Below are 17,660 nucleotides of genomic sequence, written 5' to 3'. Positions count from 1 at the left end.
ATGTTTCATCCAGCGCGCGTCTGTCAAATCACGCGCGACAAATTTGGAGTTAGACGAGTCCGTAAAGTCGGTCGCCGGCGTCGCCGAGCCCTGGCACGATGTAGCCGTGCTCGTTGAGTCGTTCATCGAGGGCGCCGAGCACGATGGTGACGTCGCGGCCCTCCATCGCCTTCTCAAGAGCGGCGAGACCCTCGGGGGCTCCGAGAATGCAGACGGCCGTGACATCCGTTGCGCCCCGGTCGAGCAGGTACTGAATGGCGGCGATCAGTGAGCCACCGGTGGCGAGCATGGGGTCGAGCACGAAGCATTGGCGGTTCGAGAGGTCATCCGGGAGGCGTTCGGCATAGGTGTCGGGTTTTAGTGTCTCTTCGTTGCGCACCATGCCCAAGAACCCCACTTCGGCGGTGGGAATAAGTTTCACCATGCCTTCAAGCATGCCGAGTCCGGCGCGCAAAATCGGCACTACCAGTGGCTTGGGCGAGCTGATTGCTACCCCGGTGGTTTTCGTCACCGGGGTCTCAATGTCGACCGCCTCCACGCGCACTGAACGCGTCGCCTCGTAAGCTAGAAGGGTCATAAGTTCTTCCGTCAGCGCCCGAAATGTGGGGGCTGCGGTGTTCTTGTCGCGCAATACTGTGAGCTTGTGCGTGATGAGCGGGTGGTCGGCAACGTGAACTCGCATAGGGTAAATCTACTTGAGGTCGACACCAACAGGAGAACCGATTGTGACACAGTTCGATCAGTGGATGATGCGGGCCATCGCCGAGGCGAAGCTCACGCACGATTCTGCTGACGTTCCGGTCGCCGCTCTAGTCTTTGATGAGCACGACGCCCTCGTCGCTGTTGGGCGCAATGAGCGGGAGCTGACGGGCGACCCCACGGCGCACGCCGAGGTTGTGGCAATCCGGGCTGCGGCGGCCGCTGTCGGCAGGTGGCGGCTCGACACGATGACTCTTGTGGTCACCCTCGAACCGTGCACAATGTGTGCCGGCGCGATTCTGCAGGCGCGCATCCCGCGCGTGATTTTTGGTGCGTGGGATGAGAAAGCGGGCGCGGCAGGCAGCGTGTACGATCTGCTTCGTGACCGACGGTTGCCTCACAAGGTTGAGGTGGTTGCCGGCATCCAGGAGGCAGAGTGTGCTGCGCTGCTCACTGACTTCTTTGAGGCGCGCCGCTAGTGCCAGAGCACCGCAACGAACACGTTGATCAGTGCAGCCAATCCGGCGAGGTGCAGGAAGGGCAGTGCAGCCTTCTTTTCGCTGGTTCCAGTAGAAAGCGCCTTTGCTTGCCGTGAACGCGCAACGAGCACGGCAACCAGTACAACGATGGCAAAGATGAGTTTCACCGCGATTTTGGCGTTGTTGACTTCTTCGCCGCTCACCTGCAGCAGACCGACGAGTGCGAGCCCGGTTACGAGCTGGGTGATGGCACCGATCAGCATGGTGCCGAACTCGAAGCCCTGTTTGCGACGCAGTTGGAGGGCGAATGATCCGATGATCAGGGCGAGCCCCAGAAAGTGAAATATGACGAGCGCGAGAACAATCGGTTCAACATTCATGGTTCTGGGTACTTCCTTTAGTCGTTTCCCACGATGACGATGGCATCTGTGGGCGGGGCGGCTTCGGCAGGGCGGCGGTAGAGGTCGGGCTCGAGGTAGATGACTCGTGCCATCGGCTCGGCTTCACGAATTTCTCGCTCTACCGCATCGATGCTGGCGACAACATCGGCTACGCGTGACTGCACGCCAAAGTCGATCTTGGCCGCAACAAGAAGTTCTTCTGGGCCAAGGTAGAGCGTCTTCATGTGGACGAGCGATTTCACGTCGGGGTGGGCGTTGATGGCGTCACGGATGAGGTTGCGCTGCTTGACCGTGGCGCCTTCGCCGACGAGCAGGCTTTTGGTTTCGATGCCGAGAATGATTGCAACCAGAACCAGCAGGATTCCGATAGCGATGGTACCCACGGCATCCCACAGCGAGTCGTCGGTAATGATGGTGAGGCCCACGCCGAAGAGCGCGAATACGAGGCCGAGTAGTGCGGCCACGTCTTCGAGAAGAACAACAGGAAGCTCGGGAGCTTTAGCGTGGCGTACAAAGGCGATCCAACTCTGTTTGCCGCGCACAAGGTTCGATTCGCGCATGGCGGTGCGCAGCGAAAATGACTCAAGCACGATGGCAATGACCAGAACCGTGATGGGCAGCCACGCCTGTTCGAGAGGATGCGGATTCTGCAGCTTGTTGATGCCCTCATAGAGCGAGAACATGCCGCCAACCGAGAACAGCACGATCGACACAACGAAGGCGTACACGTAACGTTCGCGGCCGTAGCCGAATGGATGCTCGGCATCCGCGTGCTTCTTAGCCTGCTTGCCTCCCAGCAGCAGAAGCCCCTGGTTTCCGGCGTCTGCCACCGAGTGAACGCCCTCGGCAAGCATCGCGCTGGAGCCAGAGACGGCGAAGGCGATGAACTTAGTGACCGCGATACCGCTGTTAGCCAGCAATGCTGCGATGATTGCTTTGGTTCCGCCCGACGCGCTCATGGCATCAATCCTAGGATGTTCAGGTGACTACTTCTCTTCCTAGCATTGCAATTGTTGGCGCCGGCTCGATGGGAGGTGCCATCCTGCAGGGTTTGCTTGACCCTTCGGTGACCGTAACCGGGGGCATTCGGGTGACGAACCGCACTGAGGCGAAAGCGGCCGCCGTGCGTGCTGACGGTGTCGAGTCGTTTGCGTTGGAAAACACGCCCGACGGTAATGCTCGGGCGGTGGCGGGCGCAAAGGTTGTGATGCTGGGCGTCAAGCCGCACATGATTCCTGACACCCTCGCTGATCTGGCCCCATTCCTCGAACCCGATGCGATCATCGTCAGTGTGGCGGCGGGCGTGACGACGGCGCGGATGGAAGCGATCGTTGACAACGTTGTGTTGCGTGCCATGCCCAACACTCCCGCTATCGTCGGTAAGGCCGTCACGGGGCTCAGTGCCGGATCGCGGGCCACCGACGATGATCTCGCCATTGCTCGTGCCGTGTTTGAAACGGTCGGCACTGTTGTTGAGACACCAGAATCGCAAATCGATGCCCTGAGCACGATCTCTGGATCGGGTCCAGCCTACGTTTTCTTGATTCTTGAAGAGTTCACTCGCACCGCGATCGATCTGGGGTTTACCCCGGAGCAGGCGCTGACTCTGGTTGCAGGAACGTTCGAGGGTTCGTTGGCGTTGCTGGCGGCATCCGATAGCTCGCCTGAAGAATTGCGCAGGCAGGTAACGAGCCCGAATGGTACGACGGAGCGCGCGGTTGAGCAGCTTCAGGCCGCCGACCTTAAGGCGACCTTTGATCAGGCAACGGCTGCGGCGTTGGCGCGGGCAAAAGAACTCGCGGCGGGCTAAGGATTGTGGGGGCTAGGTTGCTAGTGTCGCAAATTTTTCGATGTCTTCGGAGTTGCCGCTGACAATCACGAGGTCGCGATTGGAGATCACTGTCTCGGGGGTGGCGTAGGTAAAATCCTTCCCCGGCGACTTCACCCCAACCACGGTGATCCTGTACTTGCGGCGTACTTGCGACTCGCTGAGTGGCAATCCGCGAATCGGCTTGGGCGGATACATTTTCACGATGGCGAAGTCATCATCGAACTCGATGAAGTCGAGCATCCGACCCGACACAAGGTGGGCGACGCGCTCGCCGGCTTCAGCCTCCGGGTAGATCACATGGTTGGCACCAATTCGATTCAGAATTTTACCGTGTGAGCGACTGATGGCCTTAGCCCATATTTGCGGGATTTTGAGGTCAACGAGGTTCGCGGTGATGAGCACGCTTGCCTCAATTGATGAACCTACGGCTACGACGGCGATAGAGAAATCTTCGGCACCGATCTGGCGCAGCGCATCGATGCTGCGGGCATCGGTCTGCACGGCGTGGGTCACACGCTCGGACCACTTCTGTACGAGTCCGAGGTCTTCGTCGACAGCAAGCACTTCGCGGTCGAGACGCTGCAACTGGCCGGCGGTGGCGGCACCGAAGCGGCCGAGACCGATAACGAGTACTGGCGCATTGTGCGCGATCTTGTCAACCAACGATGGGCCTCTCTTCTGCTCTTGTGAACAATTGACGGCGCTGACTAGCCGCAAGGGCTGCCGCCAGAGTAACCGTTCCCACCCGCCCTGCCCACATTGTGGCAGCGAGAATGTATTTGCCGCTATCGGGCAGAGACTCGGTAAGTCCCGTCGAGAGTCCACAGGTAGCAAAGGCAGAGATCACGTCAAAGAGCACCCGATCGAGCGGTTCTTTCGTGATCTGCAGGATGGCAACGGTCGAGATGGCGACGATCGTTGCGCCCCACAGGGTGACGCTCACGGCCAGTCGCAGCACATCGGTGGGGATGCGGCGATCAAAGGCGTGCATGTCGTTGTCACCGCGGGCTTCGGCGAGAGCGGCCAAGAAGAGCACTGCCAGCGTGGTGACCTTGATTCCGCCAGCGGTGGAGGCCGAACCACCACCCACAAACATGAGCATGTCAAACACCAACAGGGTTGAGCCGTTGAGCTCATTGATGTCGATGGTCGAGAAGCCGCCGGAGCGCGTCATCGTCGAGAGGAAGGTTGCCGTCATGGGACGCGACAGCAGGCTTTGGCCCCCGATCGTATTCGTGTTGTTCCACTCGAGCACGATCACCGCGATTGCTCCGAATATGATCAGCGCCACGGTGGTTACCAGGGTAAGGCGGGCGTGTACCGAAAGGCGTGCGCCCGTTCTGAAGTACCGCACGAGGGCGAAGATCACGGGAAAGCCGAGGCTGCCGAGAAACACTCCGGTGCCGATGGCGCCGAGCATCCACGGATCTTGAGCGAATGCTTCCATCCCCCCCACTGTGGGTACGAAACCCGTGTTGGTGAAGGCGGATGCCGCAAAGTAGAACCCCTGCCAGATGGCGGGCCACACGTCGAAGCCTTCCACCAGCAACCGCGGGATGATGACGAGCGCCAACACAAATTCGATAGCGAGTGCGCTGATGGCTACGGTCGCAAGAAGCCCACCAATCTCTCCCAGGCGGATCGCCTGCGATTCGGAGACCGGCCCGGCGTGGATTCGTGAGGGGTTGGAGTCGCTGGCGGCGATGAGTCGTTGGCGCAGACCAAGGCGGCGCGAAACAACGAGGCCAAGCATGCTGGCGAGGGTGAGCACCCCGATGCCACCCACTTGCAATCCGAGCAGGATCGCAGTGTTGCCGAAGCCCGACCAGTGCGTTGCCATATCGAGGGTGGTGAGACCGGTGACACAGATCGCGGAGACGGCGGTGAAGAGAGCGTCAACGAGAGGTGTTGCTTGCCCATCGCGCGCCGAGATCGGAAGCACCAAAAGTGTGGTGAGCACGATCACGAGGGCAGAGAAGATCGTAATCGCGAAGCGGGCAGGGGTGGCGGCCGCGAAACGATCAATCAGGTCACGAACTCGACCGGCAATACTGCGATGACGGATGTGTGCACGCATAGCTGCTCGAGGACTCATAGTTTTCTCTCCCCACGCACAGGAGGCCATGGTACTACCCAGCAAGCCCGACTACCCTGAAGTCATGGCCGATATTTTTGACGTAATAGCCGATTTAACGCGGCGCAGCCTCCTGGCAGTGCTGCTTGAGCAGTACGTTGCCTCAGATTCACCGAGTGGTGAACTCAGCGTGAGTGAAATTGTTGAGAAGCTCGACTTGAGCCAGCCGACTGTCTCTAAGCACCTTAGGGTGCTGCGCGATCATGGTTTGGTGTCGGTGCGCGAAGACGGTCAGCACCGCTACTATCGCCTCGATTCATCTCCTCTTGAGGAGGTCGAAGACTGGTTGATTCCGTTCTTGAGCGCTGACTTCAATGATGATTTCGATGATGAGCTTCGTGCGTCAACCGGTGCCTTTGCGGCGTGGTCGGGCGCGGATGTCGGGGACAACTTGGGTCGCCAGGTTGCCAACCGCACACACCAGGCGCGCTCCGCACTGCACGATGCCGCGGAGGCCGCGAAGCAGATGCCGCGTAACGTGCGCAATCGCATCTTTGGCAAAGATTAGAGCGAAGGCGCGCTGTAGTTCGCGAACTAGGGCTGGACACCGAGTCACAGCAGCCCCTATTGTTACCGATTAGCACTTCAGTCACACGCTGAGTGTTTTTTCCCGTCGGCTGTGAAACCAAAAGGGGCCCGTCCAATGTCACGTGATCTCACCGAGATGCGCTTCCTCACGGTTGCTGAAGTCGCCGACATGATGCGTGTCTCAAACATGACCGTGTACCGACTGGTGCACTCGGGTGAGTTGCCCGCAGTTCGCTTCGGCCGGTCATTCCGCATTCCAGAATCGGCTGTCGCAAGCGCTGTTGCCCCCTCAGTCTCAGACGTGGGCTAAGCCACAACAGGCACCTCAGGTTCGCTTCCCGCCCACCGAATCTTCAAAACCCGCCCGGTGCGGTAAACTCTTGCGGTATGTCTTTCCGCGGTTCTGAATCGGACCGGGTCGGTTCGTTCAGAAATCAGTGAGGTACCTATGGGTTCAGTCATCAAAAAGCGTCGCAAGCGTATGGCCAAGAAGAAGCACCGCAAGCTTCTTCGTAAGACGCGCCACCAGCGTCGCAACAAGAAGTAGAAGGTTTACCGACCGCGCTTTCGCACGGTCTTGGCCTGCCGCTTGACTCGCCTTCTCGCCTCTGTGAGGCCGGCGCGGTTGAGCGGCAAAATTTGCCACCCCATCGTTTTTGCGTGATTCCTCAGTTTTGCATCCGCATTCACCGCAACGCTGTTTCCCACTGCGCTGAGTAGTGGGATGTCATTGCCGGAGTCGGAGTACGCCCAGCATTCGGCCAGATCGGCTCCGCGCCGCTCAGCAAGCTCTGCCGCGACGGTTGCCTTTTCGTCGCCGTGAAGCACGTGGCCGTCGAGTTCTCCCGTGAGAACGCCGTCTTTGGCCTCTACGCGTGTTCCTAGAGCACCCGTGAGCCCCAGACGCGCGGCAATAACCTGAGCGACCAGCTGTGGTGTCGCAGTGATCAGCCACACTTCGTGGCCTTTCGCCAAATGTTCTTGAGTGAGCGCAACAGTTTCTGGCCAGAGGTTGGGAAGAATATCGCGCTCGTAGATCTGTTCCGCGAGCGCGAACAGTGTTTTTTCGGAGTGCCCACCAATAAGAGCTAGGGCCCGTTCACGCGCGTTTGCCATGTGCTTGTGGTTCTCGCCAACCGAGATAAAGCGAAACTGGTGCCAGGCGAATCGGGCAATATCGCGCCAGCCGATGATTCCCCGACGCCACGCCTCTTTGCCCAGATAGTAAACGCTCGCGCCACGCATCAACGTGTTATCCACGTCGAAGAAAGCCAGAACCGCGTTCTGACTAGACAGTGGCGACGTTACCTCGGGCATCCGCATTATTCTAAGGTGTGGTCACACATCGTCTCACTCTTATCGGCAAGCCCGGGTGTCATTTATGCGACGATGCTCGGGATGTAATCACCCGCGTCATCGCCGAACTGTCGCCGAGGATGGTTGTCGAGCTGGTTGAAAAATCCATTCTCGACGATGAAGAACTTCACACTAAGCACTGGGATGAAATTCCCGTTGTGCTGATCAATGACCGCGTACACACCATCTGGCGTGTCGACCCCGCGCGGCTTAAGGCCGCTCTCCTGGAGGAATCCCTATGATCCGTCACATTGTTATGTGGAAGCTCAATGCCGATGATGTCGCGGGCCAGAAGGTCGCGGTGGATGCCATGGCTGCCGCGCTGGAGCCTCTCGTCGGTCAGATCGAGGGCCTCGAACGCCTGAGCGTGCGCCCCAACGCGGCGAATTCGGCGGCAAACTGGGACGTCATCCTCGTGTCTGAGCACACCTCGGTGGAGGCGCTCGCGGTGTATGCGACTCATCCCAAGCACGTTGCGGCAGGTGCTGTGGTTAAGGCAAACACTCGCGAACGGGCTGCGGTCGACTTCGAGGTGTAGCGCGACGCGCAGAGTCTGAGTTAACCCGACTACTTTGTGATGGGGATGGCGATGGGGCCGGTGAGGTGGTTCTTGATCGAGTCGCGCTCAGCCTTCAGGGATGCGAGCGTTCCGCTATCGAGCCCAGGCTGCAGCATGTCGTCGAATGGATTGCCCAGTCCCCGCTTAGCGTGCACGATCTCCGCATAGGCGGTTGCGGCGGCGGCGACTTGAGCACTTGCCCGCTGTGCCTTCTTCAGCGACACCGGCTTGCTACTCACAACTTCGCCATGCTTATTGAGCGCTTTCTTCAGGTCCTTGAGCGCGGCATCAATTTTCTTAGACATGTGGTTATCCTGCCTTAACGTGCACGGTGCTGGCTATGGGAAGGTGTGTCGGATCGCATGCGCAAGCGGCTCTATGGCGTGAGTCGTGTCGGTCCGCGGAACAGGTAGGTGGCTTCGCGCAGATTCGGCAGGCCCAGCATTAGCATCAGCACACGGCCGAGACCCATGCCGAAGCCACCGTGTGAGGGAATCCCATAGCGGAAGAAGTCGAGGTAGAAGTCGAGCTCTGCCGGGTCCATTCCCTTGTCGCGAATCTGCGTCTCCAACACATCAACGCGGTGCTCACGCTGGGCGCCGGTCGAAATCTCGACGCCATTGTAGATGAGGTCGTAGCTGTTGGTGAGGCCAGCATCATCCGCATGACGCATGTGATAAAACGGGCGAATGCTTGAGGCGTAGTCGGTCAGGAACACAAAATCGTGGCCGTAGGTTTCTTTCACGTAGGCGGCGATCTGGCGCTCACCCTCCGGGTCCATATCGGCGTCGGTACGCGGCACCGTGTAGCCACGATCGCTGACGATCTGCTTGGCCTCAGCCAGCGGGATGCGGGGGAAGGGTGCCGACGGAACCGTCAGCTCAATCCCGAACAGCTTCTCGATCTCGTCGCCGTGCTTGTCTTTCACCGCCTGGAAGCCCGTGATCATGAGCACTTCGTGAAGCTTCATGACATCTTCGTGGCTATCAATCCAGCTGATCTCGTTGTCGACCATTGTGAACTCGGTGGCGTGACGCGAAGTGAAGCTCGGGTCAGCACGAAAACTGGGGGCGATCTCGAAGATCTTGCCGAAACCGGCCGCCTGCGCCATCTGCTTGAAGAACTGAGGGCTCTGTGCGAGATAAGCCTTGGTGTCGAAATACTCGACCTCAAAGAGTTCAGCCTTCGACTCACTAGCGCTGGCCATGAGCTTGGGAGTGTGCACCTCGATAAAGTCGTTCTCGACCCAGTAGGTGCGCCACGCGTGCTCAAGAGTGGTTTGGATGCGGAAGATCAGCTGGTTGCGCGGCACCCGCAGGTCGAGGAAGCGCCAATCCATGCGCTTGTCAACACTGGAATCTTCGGCGATCGGCGTCTCGGGGATGGCTTCGGCAGCGATCTCGAGACCGTCGAGCTTGATCTCAACACCGCCCAGTTTCACGCGCTCGTCGTGCTTCAACTCACCCGTTGCCGTAAGGAAGGTGCCCTGAGCGAGCCCCGAAATGGTCTCGGCGAGAGCATCCTCGGCGGGGGAGCCATCGTCGTGGAATGAGCGGGGGTGAACAAGCTGCACCGCACCCGACTCATCACGCAGCACAACAAACTGCACCTTCTTTTGATCTCGCACGGTATCGACCCAACCCGAAACAGAGGTTGCTCCATCGCGTGCTGCGGCCAGGTTTTTGATGAGGGTGCGTGTAGTCACGGGGCCGAGTTTACAAGGGATCACGGGGGAGAAAGTGCGGCAGGCAGCCGACGTAGACTGAATACCGTGCCAGCAGACCTCATCCATCTCGTCCGCCACGGCGAAGTGCACAATCCCGACCGAATTTTGTATGGCCGGCTGCCGGGGTATCACCTCAGCGAACTCGGACACCGGATGGCAGACCTTGCAGCAGTCAGTCTGGCCGACCGCCCCCTGTCGGCGCTCTACGCCAGCCCCCTGCTGCGTGCCCAAGAGTCAGCTCAGCCCTGGGCTGAGCGCTACGGGCTGCCCATCGTCACCGAAGAGCGCATTATTGAGCCCGCCAACTGGTTCGAAGGCAGCCGCTTTCGCTTTCCGCAGGTGCTCGGCAACCCGCGCGCCTGGCCGCAACTGATCAACCCTCTGAAGCCCAGTTGGGGCGAAGCCTTCGTCAGCGTCGAGGCACGGATGCTCGAAGCCATCGACGAAGCGTGGGCCGCGGCCGCTGGCGGCGAGATCGTCATGGTTAGCCACCAGCTGCCCATTGTCATGGTTGCCCGTTCGGTGAAGAAAATGCGACTCGCGCATGACCCGCGCCGCCGACGCTGCACCCTCTCCAGCATCACGACGCTGGCCCGCGAGGGTGACAGGTTCGTTGAGGCTGACTATCAGGAACCTGCGGGAGAATTGCTGGCAGCATCCATCGATTTAGGAGCAGTGTGAACCGCCGTCTCATCGCCGCTGTTGTGGCGGGTCTCGCCCTCGTCACGGTGTCGTGTTCAACGCCCAACGAATCACTCGCGCAACAGTACGAGAGTGGGTCAGAAGAGGGCTACATCTCGGGCGACGGGTCAACGGTTGAGATTCCGGAGAGCAACCGGGATGAACCGGTCACGTACGAAGCAACGCTCGACACCGGTGAAAGCGTGTCAAGCAGCGACTTTGAGGGCTCGGTCTACGTGGTGAACTTTTGGTACTCCAGTTGCCCGCCGTGCCGACTTGAGGCCCCCGACCTCGCCGACCTCAGCGTCGAATACTCCGAGGTGCCGTTCCTGGGGGTGAACGTCTCCGACACCGCAGCAACCTCACTCACCTTTGCCGCAGAGTTCGATGTTCCGTACCCCTCCGTTGTGGATGCCCAAACCGCGGGTGTGCAACTTGCGTTTGCGGGAGCCGTGCCGCCCAACGCGGTGCCAACCACTCTCGTGGTTGACGGTGAGGGCCGGGTTGCCGCCCGCATCAGTGGTCTACTGCGTGATCCGAGTATCCTCCGAGCGATGATCGATTCCGTCGTCGCCGAGGGACAGTAGTGTCGAGTCCCATCGGGGAGCTGATTCTCGGCGGCAATCTTCTTCTCGCCATCCCCATTGCCCTCCTTGCCGGGCTTGTCTCGTTCGCCTCGCCCTGTGTGCTCCCGCTGGTACCGGGCTACCTCGGGTACATCGGGGGCTTCACGAGCGCCGAGGAGAAGGGCAGCACGAAGCGCCTCGTTCTCGGGGTTAGCCTCTTCATTCTCGGATTCACGATTGTTTTTGTGGCTTTCACGGTGCTGTTCGGCACCGCTGGTCTGCTGCTGCGGCCCTGGCTCGACCTCATCACTCGTATTGCCGGCGCGCTCGTGATCGCCATGGGGCTGGTCTTTATCGGCCAAGTCACCTTTGCGCAGCGCACCATCCGACCGCAAATGAAAGTCGCGACAGGGCTCGCCGGTGCGCCGCTGCTGGGCATTGTTTTCGCCCTCGGCTGGACGCCCTGCGTCGGCCCGACGCTCATCGCCGTTGGCAGTATGGTGCTGGATGGCGGAGACCCGGGGCGAGCGGCAATTGTTGGCGTGGCCTACAGTTTGGGTCTCGGCATCCCGTTCCTGTTGGTGGCCCTTGGCCTGAACTGGGCAACAAGCTCGGTGGCCTGGATGCGCCGCCATATTCGCATAATCAACCTCATTGGCGGGGCGTTGCTCGTGCTGGTTGGGGTGCTCATGGTCACCGGTGTGTGGCGCGCAATCGTGACAAGTTTGGGGGCGGTGATCGGTGGCTTCGACACAGTCCTCTGATTCAGTGACCGGTGGTGACGCAACGCGTCCCAGTGACCACATGGATGCACCAGAGCCGCAGAACAAGATTCAGCAGCCGCGCCTCGGGCCGGTCGGTTACGCGCGGTTCTTTTGGCGTCAACTCACGAGTATGCGCACAGCGCTGTTCCTGCTCTTGCTCCTGGCGGTCGCCGCGATTCCCGGATCACTCGTACCGCAGGTCAGTGCTGACCCCAATGGTGTGATTGCGTATCGCCGCAACTCACCAGATGCAGCCGCTGTGCTCGACTTTTTCCAAGTCTTCACCACCTACACCTCTGTGTGGTTCTCGGCGATATACCTGCTGCTCTTCATCTCCCTGGTTGGTTGCGTGCTTCCGCGCACGAAGCACCATTTTGATGCGCTTCGAGCCCGCCCGCCCAAGACTCCGGCGCGTCTGTCTCGCCTTTCTGGGTTCACGAGCCGCACGACCGAAGCTGATTCAGCGACAGCGATCGACACCGCTCGCCGCCTGCTGCGGTCGCAGCGCTACCGCACTGAGCTCTACGGCGATTCGGTCAGCGCCGAACGCGGTTATCTCCGTGAGACCGGCAACCTTGTCTTTCATGGGGCCCTGGTTGGCGTGCTGATTGCGGTGGGAATCGGCGGCGGATTCGGCTACACCGGCAATCGGGTCGTCGTTGAGGGGTATGCGTTCAGCAACTCACTGGCCAGCTATGACTCATTCAACCCCGGCCGTTTCTTCACCGACGACGCACTGGAGCCCTACACTATTGCGCTCGACTCTTTCGTTCCTGAGTACGAGGAGTCGAACCGTGATGCAATCGGCCAACCGATTGATTTCACGGCTTCCGTCACCACAACGATGCGCGGCGCTGACTCGCAGAGCGCGCAGATCAAAGTGAACGAGCCGCTCAGTGTCGGAGCCACCAACGTCTACCTTCTTGGCAATGGTTACGCCCCCGTGTTGACCGTGCGGGATGCCGACGAGCAGGTGGTCTGGTCGCAGCCCACGGCGTGCCTCCCCTTTGATGCAAACTTGGGCAGCACCTGCGTGATCAAGGTTCCGGATGGGCTCGATCAGCAGATTGGCATGCTCGGTTTTCTTTACCCCACGACCGGCCAGCTGAACTCCGGTGCGCTCGTCTCCGTGTATCCCGACCTCATTTCGCCGACGCTCACGCTTGAGGTGTACGAGGGTGACCTGGGACTCGACAACGGTCAGGGGGCAAACGCCTACGCCCTCAACACCGACTCGCTCGAACAAATTGCCGGGCGCACCTCAGAGACCGACACGATTCGGCTGACCCCGGGTGATCGGGCCGAACTACCCAACAATCTTGGCAGTGTCGAACTGGCGAGCATCCCGCGGTTTGCGTCGCTTGATGTGCACCACGACCCCTCTCAACTGCCGGTGCTCCTGTTCTCGATTCTGGTGGTAGCCGGGCTGGTGACCAGCCTGTTTGTTCCGCGTCGTCGGCTGTGGGTTTCTGTACAGACCGATTCCTCCGGCACCACCACTATTGAATACGCGGCGCTGGCGCGGGGAGACGACCCCAACCTTGAGGTCGCCGTAACTGAATTTGCAGAGAAACATTCCCAGCAACTGAAGGCTAGGCTGAATTCGTGACTGAGACCCTTGTGTCGTATTCCCTGATCGCTGTCTATTCGGCGATGGCGATCTATACGTTGGCGTTCGTAGTGTTCGCCGTAGATTTGGCGCGCCGTTCCGTGGAGTCGAAAGGCTCTGCCACCGCAACTTCAGCCACCGCAACTTCAGCCGCTTCCGCAACCGCAACCGGGGTGAACACGGCATCGGCACACAGTGTTGGTGTGACGGCACGATACGCCGAAAGTTCGGCGGCCGGCGGCACCACCACGGTGACCCGCGATGATGCGCCGCGCGGCACCGAAGCCGCACGCGCCACCCCACCCAAGTACTTGCGCTTAGCGATGGCCTTGACCGTTATCGGCTGGCTACTGCACGTGAGTGCAGTTGTTTTCCGAGGAGTCGCTGCCAACCGGGTGCCCTGGGCCAACATGTTCGAGTTCACCCTCACCGCCACAGCGATCATCGTCGGCGTATTTCTTGCCGCGCAATTCTGGCAAGATCTGCGCTTTCTCGGCTCCTTCATCACCGGCTTCTCCGTGCTCGCGCTGGGCGTCGGCACAACAAGTTTCTATGTGGATGTCGTACCGCTGCCGCCCGCTCTGCAGTCAGTGTGGCTCGTCATCCACGTCTTCGTTGCCAGCCTCAGCACCGGATTCTTTGCGCTCGCGGCGGGCCTCTCAACCGTGCAACTCATGCAGGCGCGCCGCGAAGCCGGCAAGGCCGTAAAACTCGGCTTCCTTGACACTTTTCCGCCCGCCGAACGTCTCGAGACGCTCGCCTACCGACTCACCGTCGTCGGCTTCGTGATGTGGACGTTCACGCTCATCGCCGGAGCCGTGTGGGCAGAACGAGCCTGGGGCCGCTACTGGGGCTGGGACACCAAAGAGGTGTGGACCTTCATCATCTGGACCATCTTTGCCGGTTACATTCATGCCCGTGCAACCCGTGGCTGGCGCGGATCGCGCTCCGCCTGGCTCGCCATTGTCGGATTCGCGGCGATCATCTTCAACTTCACGATCGTCAACCTGTTCTTCAAGGGACTGCACTCGTACTCGGGTCTGTAAACACTTAGGTCTGTAAACACTTAGGTCTGTAAACACTTAGGTCTGTAAACACTTAGGTCTGTAAACACTTAGGTCTGTAAACACTTAGGTCTGTAAACACTTAGGTCTGTACATAAGCGTGGCTGTGGCGAACCGCCGCCCGTGTGGGGCGGAGTGAAAACGCTGGGGCGCACCGAGCAGCACCCCAGCGTTTGTTTGAGAGAGCCGTTGTGGCTCAGACTGATCCGCGCTACCCGGCGGGAGTCAGTTGGATTGGCACCCGCGGATTGCCGTCACCGGTATCGAACTGGATGATCGGTCCATCAGCCCCGCACTCATAGGGCGCTGAGTTGATCGGTGCACTCGCTAAAAAGCTATCCGCAAGATTGGTGCCATCCGTGGTGGTGCCGCCGACAGTGACGGTCACAGCAATATTGCTGACCTCCTGGGAGGTGGTGATTGACTCATCCGTCGCTGAGTATTCTCCGCTGATAGCACCGGTAATGGCACCTCGACCTTCCATGCCCGCAACCTCCAACAGGATGGCGAAGTCGGGCGTATAAGCGTAGGTTGCGTCGCTAAAGGAAAGCCCGGTTCCGCCGCTGACGCTGATGCTGAAATCACTGTTGCTCTCGCTGAGGGCAGAGTAAAACTTTTGCATTTGGTCTTCAGCGATATACCAGTCGCCAATGAGGCATTCTGGCCCGGTCGGGGCTGAATCCTCGCCCGGTTCCGCCGCTGTGGGATCGCCTGCCGAAGCCATACCGGTGCCCGCGCCCGTGGGCTCTGGAGAGGGTGATGCGCAGGCGGTCAGTGCACTCGCCCCGAAACCGATCAGTGCTGCCGCAGCAAGCACACGACGCGCAGTAACACTCATTTATCCTCCTCGGCACGCTGATGACTGAGCCCCAGCTTACTGAGGACCCTGCTCACTGTGATGAGTAGTTTTTACCTAGTTCGTGGCATCGTTCGAGGCGTGAAAGCCACCACTGGGTGCGCTCCGGATTTGCCGCCCAGCGTGTCAGGAGCGCCTCATCGGCATCCACTCGTCGCACCTCAATTCGCCCGCCCCGTGCACGCAGGGGAGAGGCCGTGACGTCGGCGGCCAGCAGGGATGCCGTCGCGAGCCCGCAATCAAAGTCGAGAGGATCGATCGCGGCCGCGAGATGCACCCCCATCCCCAGCCCCACCGAAGTTTCGAGCGCACTGGAGACCACCACCGGGAGCCCCGACTGCGCCACGACGCTGAGGGCCCGCGAAATGCCGCCGAGCGGTTGAGCTTTAATGACCAGCAGATCGGCGGCACCCGACCGGGCGACAGCCAGCGGATCTTCCGCCTTGCGCACACTCTCATCAGCAGCCACCGGAATGCCCATGTAGGCGATGCGGCCGCGCAGCTCACCCATTTCTTCAACGGTGGCACACGGCTGTTCAACGTACTCCAGGTCGTACACTGCGAGGGTGTGCACGGCTCGCTCAGCCTCATCAACAGTCCAGGCCCCATTGGCGTCAATGCGGATGCGACCCTCGGGGCCCATAACGCGACGCACCTCGGCGATGCGGGCGGTGTCATCCGCGAGGGTGTGTCCGGGCTCCGCAACTTTGACTTTAGCTGTTCGGCAACCATCAAAGCGTTCCAGCACCGCTTCAACGAATTCGACGTCCACTGCGGGCACTGTTGCATTCACGAAAACGTGGTCGCGCACCAGCGGGGGAGTCTCGTTCCAGGCGTAGTCGATTGCGGCCATCAGCCACGAGGTTGCCTCGGCGTCGTCGTATTCGACGAAGGGAGAAAACTCGCTCCACCCCTGGGGTCCACGAAAGAGCAACGCCTCGCGCTGATCGATACCGCGAAAACGGGAGGTCATGGGAAGAGACACCACACGGGCGGTATCGAGAATGTCGGTCGCTGAAGGGAACATGTACTCAGTCTGACAAGGTCCGCCGTCAGTTAGGGTAATTGCGTGTCTAAACCGGGTGATGTGGAGCGTGTTGCCACCAAAATTGTGCCGTACTACGTGGTCGGCGTTGTCGATGACTCATCAGACATCCCGCAAGAAGGATCGCCGCCACCCGAACAGCAGGACGAACGGGATGACCCTGCCGTTAGCCGGGCCCGCCCAACGTGGATCGGCTTCATCGCCGCCGCCCTCGGGGTGGCAACGCTCGCCCTCCTCATTGTGGCTATGGCTGTGGCCACCGCGGGCAATTTTTCTGCGGGAACGTGGATCGGCTACATCACCGTCGTCGTGTCGATCTCAGCGGCAGTGATTGCCGGCATCAGCCTCATCTTTGCTTACCGGCGCCGGTGGGCAGCCGGTGGTCTTGCCCTGGCAATCCTCGCCAACCCCCTCGTGCTGGTCAGCGTGTTTCGCTTCTTCGGTGGCTAGGGTTGAGACATGGCGCTGGTTTCAGAAATTTTTGACGAAAAGTTGTGGCGATCCGTCGCCGGGTTTGATGACCTCACCGACATCACCTATCACCAGGATTTGACCGGCACGATCGCGCGCATCGCGTTCGATCGCCCCGAAGTACGCAACGCCTTTCGGCCGCACACCGTCGACGAGCTCTATCAAGCTCTCGATGATACGCGCCAGAATCCGCGCATCGGCGTCGTGCTGCTCACCGGCAACGGACCGAGTGACAAGGACGGCGGTTGGGCATTCTGTTCCGGTGGAGACCAGCGCATTCGTGGTCGCGCAGGCTACGAGTACGAGGGCCACCCCGCAACGAACCGTGCCGCCGCCGGGCGCCTCCACATTCTTGAAGTGCAGCGCCTCATCCGTTTCATGCCCAAGGTTGTCATCGCTGTGGTGCCCGGTTGGGCCGCCGGCGGTGGGCACTCGCTCCACGTCGTCTGCGACCTCACCATTGCCAGCGCAGAACACGCCCGCTTCAAACAAACGGATGTCGATGTCGGGTCTTTCGATGCCGGCTACGGCAGTGCCTACTTCGCTCGCCAAGTGGGCCAAAAGTTTGCCCGAGAAGTGTTCTTTTTGGCCCGCGAATATGACGCGCAGCGTGCCCTCGACGCGGGAGCGATCAACGCCGCCGTGCCCCACGCCGAGCTAGAAGCTACCGCCTACGAGTGGGCCCAGACCATCATGACAAAGTCGCCGACCGCTATCCGGATGGTGAAGTTTGCCCTCAATGCGGTTGACGATGGCCTCGTCGGTCAACAAGTGTTTGCCGGAGAAGCAACCCGATTAGCCTACGGAACCGACGAAGCCGTCGAGGGCCGCGACTCATTCCTTGAGAAGCGTGCGCCCGACTGGTCGCCCTTCCCCTGGCAGTACTAGCGC

General features: G+C 60.3%; 24 protein-coding genes. 14 read left to right on the top strand and 10 right to left on the bottom strand.

Going from position 1 to position 17,660, the window contains the following annotated elements; translation table 11 throughout:
- Positions 1 to 49 precede the first annotated feature (49 nt).
- Positions 50 to 682, bottom strand: a complete 633-nt coding sequence (upp, locus tag FB472_RS05340) for a uracil phosphoribosyltransferase (protein WP_021808647.1) — start codon at positions 680 to 682, stop codon at positions 50 to 52.
- A gap of 64 nt (positions 683 to 746) precedes the next feature.
- Between upp and FB472_RS05335 the strand changes: the two genes are divergently transcribed.
- Complete coding sequence (locus tag FB472_RS05335; protein WP_141991476.1) at positions 747 to 1,178, top strand: nucleoside deaminase; 432 nt, start codon at positions 747 to 749, stop codon at positions 1,176 to 1,178.
- On the opposite strand, the gene FB472_RS05330 is transcribed toward FB472_RS05335, so the two are convergent.
- On the bottom strand, positions 1,175 to 1,558 hold the full coding sequence (locus tag FB472_RS05330; protein ID WP_141989990.1) for a hypothetical protein: 384 nt from the start codon (positions 1,556 to 1,558) through the stop codon (positions 1,175 to 1,177). The genes FB472_RS05335 and FB472_RS05330 overlap by 4 nt on opposite strands.
- A gap of 17 nt (positions 1,559 to 1,575) precedes the next feature.
- Entirely contained in the window at positions 1,576 to 2,538 is a 963-nt protein-coding gene (locus FB472_RS05325) for a cation diffusion facilitator family transporter (RefSeq protein ID WP_141989988.1), read from the bottom strand.
- A gap of 23 nt (positions 2,539 to 2,561) precedes the next feature.
- Here FB472_RS05325 and proC point away from each other — a divergent pair, with 23 nt between their 5' ends.
- On the top strand, positions 2,562 to 3,389 hold the full coding sequence (proC, locus tag FB472_RS05320; RefSeq protein ID WP_141989987.1) for a pyrroline-5-carboxylate reductase: 828 nt from the start codon (positions 2,562 to 2,564) through the stop codon (positions 3,387 to 3,389).
- A 12-nt stretch (positions 3,390 to 3,401) separates the two neighbouring features.
- Here proC and FB472_RS05315 read toward each other — a convergent pair whose 3' ends face one another.
- Together FB472_RS05315 and FB472_RS05310 are read right to left on the bottom strand one after the other, a co-directional pair.
- A complete protein-coding gene (locus FB472_RS05315; RefSeq protein ID WP_021808642.1) occupies positions 3,402 to 4,073 on the bottom strand; it encodes a potassium channel family protein in 672 nt (223 codons plus the stop codon).
- The gene (locus tag FB472_RS05310) at positions 4,066 to 5,505 is read right to left on the bottom strand and encodes a TrkH family potassium uptake protein (RefSeq protein ID WP_246078094.1); all 1,440 of its coding nucleotides are present in this window, start codon (positions 5,503 to 5,505) and stop codon (positions 4,066 to 4,068) included. Before FB472_RS05310 ends, FB472_RS05315 begins: the two co-directional genes overlap by 8 nt.
- A 64-nt stretch (positions 5,506 to 5,569) precedes the next feature.
- On the opposite strand from FB472_RS05310, the gene FB472_RS05305 reads away from it, so the two are divergent.
- The 3 genes from FB472_RS05305 to FB472_RS05295 all read left to right on the top strand — a co-directional run bounded on the left by FB472_RS05305 (position 5,570) and on the right by FB472_RS05295 (position 6,619).
- Positions 5,570 to 6,052, top strand: coding sequence for an ArsR/SmtB family transcription factor (locus tag FB472_RS05305; protein WP_141989985.1), 483 nt, complete (start codon positions 5,570 to 5,572; stop codon positions 6,050 to 6,052).
- A gap of 135 nt (positions 6,053 to 6,187) precedes the next feature.
- Positions 6,188 to 6,382, top strand: a complete 195-nt coding sequence (locus FB472_RS05300; RefSeq protein WP_141989984.1) for a helix-turn-helix domain-containing protein — start codon at positions 6,188 to 6,190, stop codon at positions 6,380 to 6,382.
- 138 nt (positions 6,383 to 6,520) lie between these two features.
- On the top strand, positions 6,521 to 6,619 hold the full coding sequence (locus tag FB472_RS05295) for a 30S ribosomal protein bS22 (RefSeq protein ID WP_003792170.1): 99 nt from the start codon (positions 6,521 to 6,523) through the stop codon (positions 6,617 to 6,619).
- 5 nt (positions 6,620 to 6,624) lie between these two features.
- On the opposite strand, the gene FB472_RS05290 is transcribed toward FB472_RS05295, so the two are convergent.
- Positions 6,625 to 7,389, bottom strand: coding sequence for an HAD family hydrolase (locus FB472_RS05290; RefSeq protein ID WP_141989982.1), 765 nt, complete (start codon positions 7,387 to 7,389; stop codon positions 6,625 to 6,627).
- A gap of 17 nt (positions 7,390 to 7,406) precedes the next feature.
- Here FB472_RS05290 and FB472_RS05285 point away from each other — a divergent pair, with 17 nt between their 5' ends.
- Both FB472_RS05285 and FB472_RS05280 read left to right on the top strand, forming a co-directional pair.
- Positions 7,407 to 7,670 carry a glutaredoxin family protein gene (locus tag FB472_RS05285; RefSeq protein ID WP_141989980.1) on the top strand — a complete coding sequence of 88 codons (264 nt, stop codon included), beginning with the start codon at positions 7,407 to 7,409 and terminating at the stop codon, positions 7,668 to 7,670.
- Positions 7,667 to 7,966, top strand: a complete 300-nt coding sequence (locus FB472_RS05280) for a Dabb family protein (protein ID WP_141989978.1) — start codon at positions 7,667 to 7,669, stop codon at positions 7,964 to 7,966. Before FB472_RS05285 ends, FB472_RS05280 begins: the two co-directional genes overlap by 4 nt.
- A gap of 29 nt (positions 7,967 to 7,995) precedes the next feature.
- On the opposite strand, the gene FB472_RS05275 is transcribed toward FB472_RS05280, so the two are convergent.
- Together FB472_RS05275 and aspS are read right to left on the bottom strand one after the other, a co-directional pair.
- Positions 7,996 to 8,292: an RNA-binding protein gene (locus FB472_RS05275; protein WP_141989977.1), complete on the bottom strand. Its 297-nt coding sequence runs from the start codon at positions 8,290 to 8,292 to the stop codon at positions 7,996 to 7,998.
- A gap of 71 nt (positions 8,293 to 8,363) precedes the next feature.
- Positions 8,364 to 9,692 (bottom strand): aspartate--tRNA(Asn) ligase, encoded by a 1,329-nt coding sequence (gene aspS / locus FB472_RS05270; RefSeq protein ID WP_141989975.1) that lies wholly within the window; start codon positions 9,690 to 9,692, stop codon positions 8,364 to 8,366.
- Positions 9,693 to 9,758: 66 nt separating this feature from the next.
- On the opposite strand from aspS, the gene FB472_RS05265 reads away from it, so the two are divergent.
- The 5 genes from FB472_RS05265 to ccsB are packed head-to-tail and all read left to right on the top strand — an operon-like array spanning position 9,759 to position 14,379.
- Positions 9,759 to 10,394, top strand: a complete 636-nt coding sequence (locus FB472_RS05265; protein WP_141989973.1) for a histidine phosphatase family protein — start codon at positions 9,759 to 9,761, stop codon at positions 10,392 to 10,394.
- Positions 10,391 to 10,981 carry a TlpA family protein disulfide reductase gene (locus FB472_RS05260; RefSeq protein ID WP_141989971.1) on the top strand — a complete coding sequence of 197 codons (591 nt, stop codon included), beginning with the start codon at positions 10,391 to 10,393 and terminating at the stop codon, positions 10,979 to 10,981. The genes FB472_RS05265 and FB472_RS05260 overlap by 4 nt, the downstream gene beginning before the upstream one ends.
- Entirely contained in the window at positions 10,981 to 11,724 is a 744-nt protein-coding gene (locus FB472_RS05255; protein ID WP_246078092.1) for a cytochrome c biogenesis CcdA family protein, read from the top strand. Before FB472_RS05260 ends, FB472_RS05255 begins: the two co-directional genes overlap by 1 nt.
- Positions 11,725 to 11,764: 40 nt before the next feature.
- Positions 11,765 to 13,333, top strand: coding sequence for a cytochrome c biogenesis protein ResB (resB, locus tag FB472_RS05250; RefSeq protein ID WP_141989970.1), 1,569 nt, complete (start codon positions 11,765 to 11,767; stop codon positions 13,331 to 13,333).
- A complete protein-coding gene (gene ccsB / locus FB472_RS05245) occupies positions 13,330 to 14,379 on the top strand; it encodes a c-type cytochrome biogenesis protein CcsB (RefSeq protein ID WP_246078090.1) in 1,050 nt (349 codons plus the stop codon). Before resB ends, ccsB begins: the two co-directional genes overlap by 4 nt.
- Before the next feature lie 229 nt (positions 14,380 to 14,608).
- Here ccsB and FB472_RS05240 read toward each other — a convergent pair whose 3' ends face one another.
- Both FB472_RS05240 and FB472_RS05235 read right to left on the bottom strand, forming a co-directional pair.
- Positions 14,609 to 15,235 (bottom strand): hypothetical protein, encoded by a 627-nt coding sequence (locus FB472_RS05240; RefSeq protein WP_141989968.1) that lies wholly within the window; start codon positions 15,233 to 15,235, stop codon positions 14,609 to 14,611.
- Between the two features lie 52 nt (positions 15,236 to 15,287).
- Positions 15,288 to 16,280 (bottom strand): o-succinylbenzoate synthase, encoded by a 993-nt coding sequence (locus FB472_RS05235; protein ID WP_021808627.1) that lies wholly within the window; start codon positions 16,278 to 16,280, stop codon positions 15,288 to 15,290.
- A 42-nt stretch (positions 16,281 to 16,322) separates the two neighbouring features.
- Between FB472_RS05235 and FB472_RS05230 the strand changes: the two genes are divergently transcribed.
- A complete protein-coding gene (locus tag FB472_RS05230) occupies positions 16,323 to 16,748 on the top strand; it encodes a 1,4-dihydroxy-6-naphthoate synthase (protein WP_141989966.1) in 426 nt (141 codons plus the stop codon).
- A 9-nt stretch (positions 16,749 to 16,757) separates the two neighbouring features.
- A complete protein-coding gene (locus FB472_RS05225; protein WP_141989965.1) occupies positions 16,758 to 17,657 on the top strand; it encodes a 1,4-dihydroxy-2-naphthoyl-CoA synthase in 900 nt (299 codons plus the stop codon).
- Positions 17,658 to 17,660: the final 3 nt, after the last annotated feature.

Source organism: Rhodoglobus vestalii (genome assembly GCF_006788895.1).
Classification (GTDB): Bacteria; Actinomycetota; Actinomycetes; order Actinomycetales; family Microbacteriaceae; genus Rhodoglobus; species Rhodoglobus vestalii.
The sequence above is the reverse complement of the archived record's forward strand: the minus strand, read 5'-3'. Positions and strand labels throughout refer to the sequence as shown.

Coding starts and splice junctions, on each gene's coding strand:
- FB472_RS05295 (WP_003792170.1), top strand. CDS start 6,521: ATGGGTTCAGTCATCAAAAAGCGTCGCAAGCGTATGGCCAAGAAGAAG.
- FB472_RS05235 (WP_021808627.1), bottom strand. CDS start 16,280: ATGTTCCCTTCAGCGACCGACATTCTCGATACCGCCCGTGTGGTGTCT.
- FB472_RS05310 (WP_246078094.1), bottom strand. CDS start 5,505: ATGAGTCCTCGAGCAGCTATGCGTGCACACATCCGTCATCGCAGTATT.
- FB472_RS05335 (WP_141991476.1), top strand. CDS start 747: ATGATGCGGGCCATCGCCGAGGCGAAGCTCACGCACGATTCTGCTGAC.
- FB472_RS05280 (WP_141989978.1), top strand. CDS start 7,667: ATGATCCGTCACATTGTTATGTGGAAGCTCAATGCCGATGATGTCGCG.
- FB472_RS05330 (WP_141989990.1), bottom strand. CDS start 1,558: ATGAATGTTGAACCGATTGTTCTCGCGCTCGTCATATTTCACTTTCTG.
- FB472_RS05240 (WP_141989968.1), bottom strand. CDS start 15,235: ATGAGTGTTACTGCGCGTCGTGTGCTTGCTGCGGCAGCACTGATCGGT.
- resB (WP_141989970.1), top strand. CDS start 11,765: ATGGATGCACCAGAGCCGCAGAACAAGATTCAGCAGCCGCGCCTCGGG.
- FB472_RS05300 (WP_141989984.1), top strand. CDS start 6,188: ATGTCACGTGATCTCACCGAGATGCGCTTCCTCACGGTTGCTGAAGTC.
- FB472_RS05275 (WP_141989977.1), bottom strand. CDS start 8,292: ATGTCTAAGAAAATTGATGCCGCGCTCAAGGACCTGAAGAAAGCGCTC.
- FB472_RS05305 (WP_141989985.1), top strand. CDS start 5,570: ATGGCCGATATTTTTGACGTAATAGCCGATTTAACGCGGCGCAGCCTC.
- FB472_RS05290 (WP_141989982.1), bottom strand. CDS start 7,389: ATGCCCGAGGTAACGTCGCCACTGTCTAGTCAGAACGCGGTTCTGGCT.
- upp (WP_021808647.1), bottom strand. CDS start 682: ATGCGAGTTCACGTTGCCGACCACCCGCTCATCACGCACAAGCTCACA.
- FB472_RS05325 (WP_141989988.1), bottom strand. CDS start 2,538: ATGAGCGCGTCGGGCGGAACCAAAGCAATCATCGCAGCATTGCTGGCT.
- FB472_RS05225 (WP_141989965.1), top strand. CDS start 16,758: ATGGCGCTGGTTTCAGAAATTTTTGACGAAAAGTTGTGGCGATCCGTC.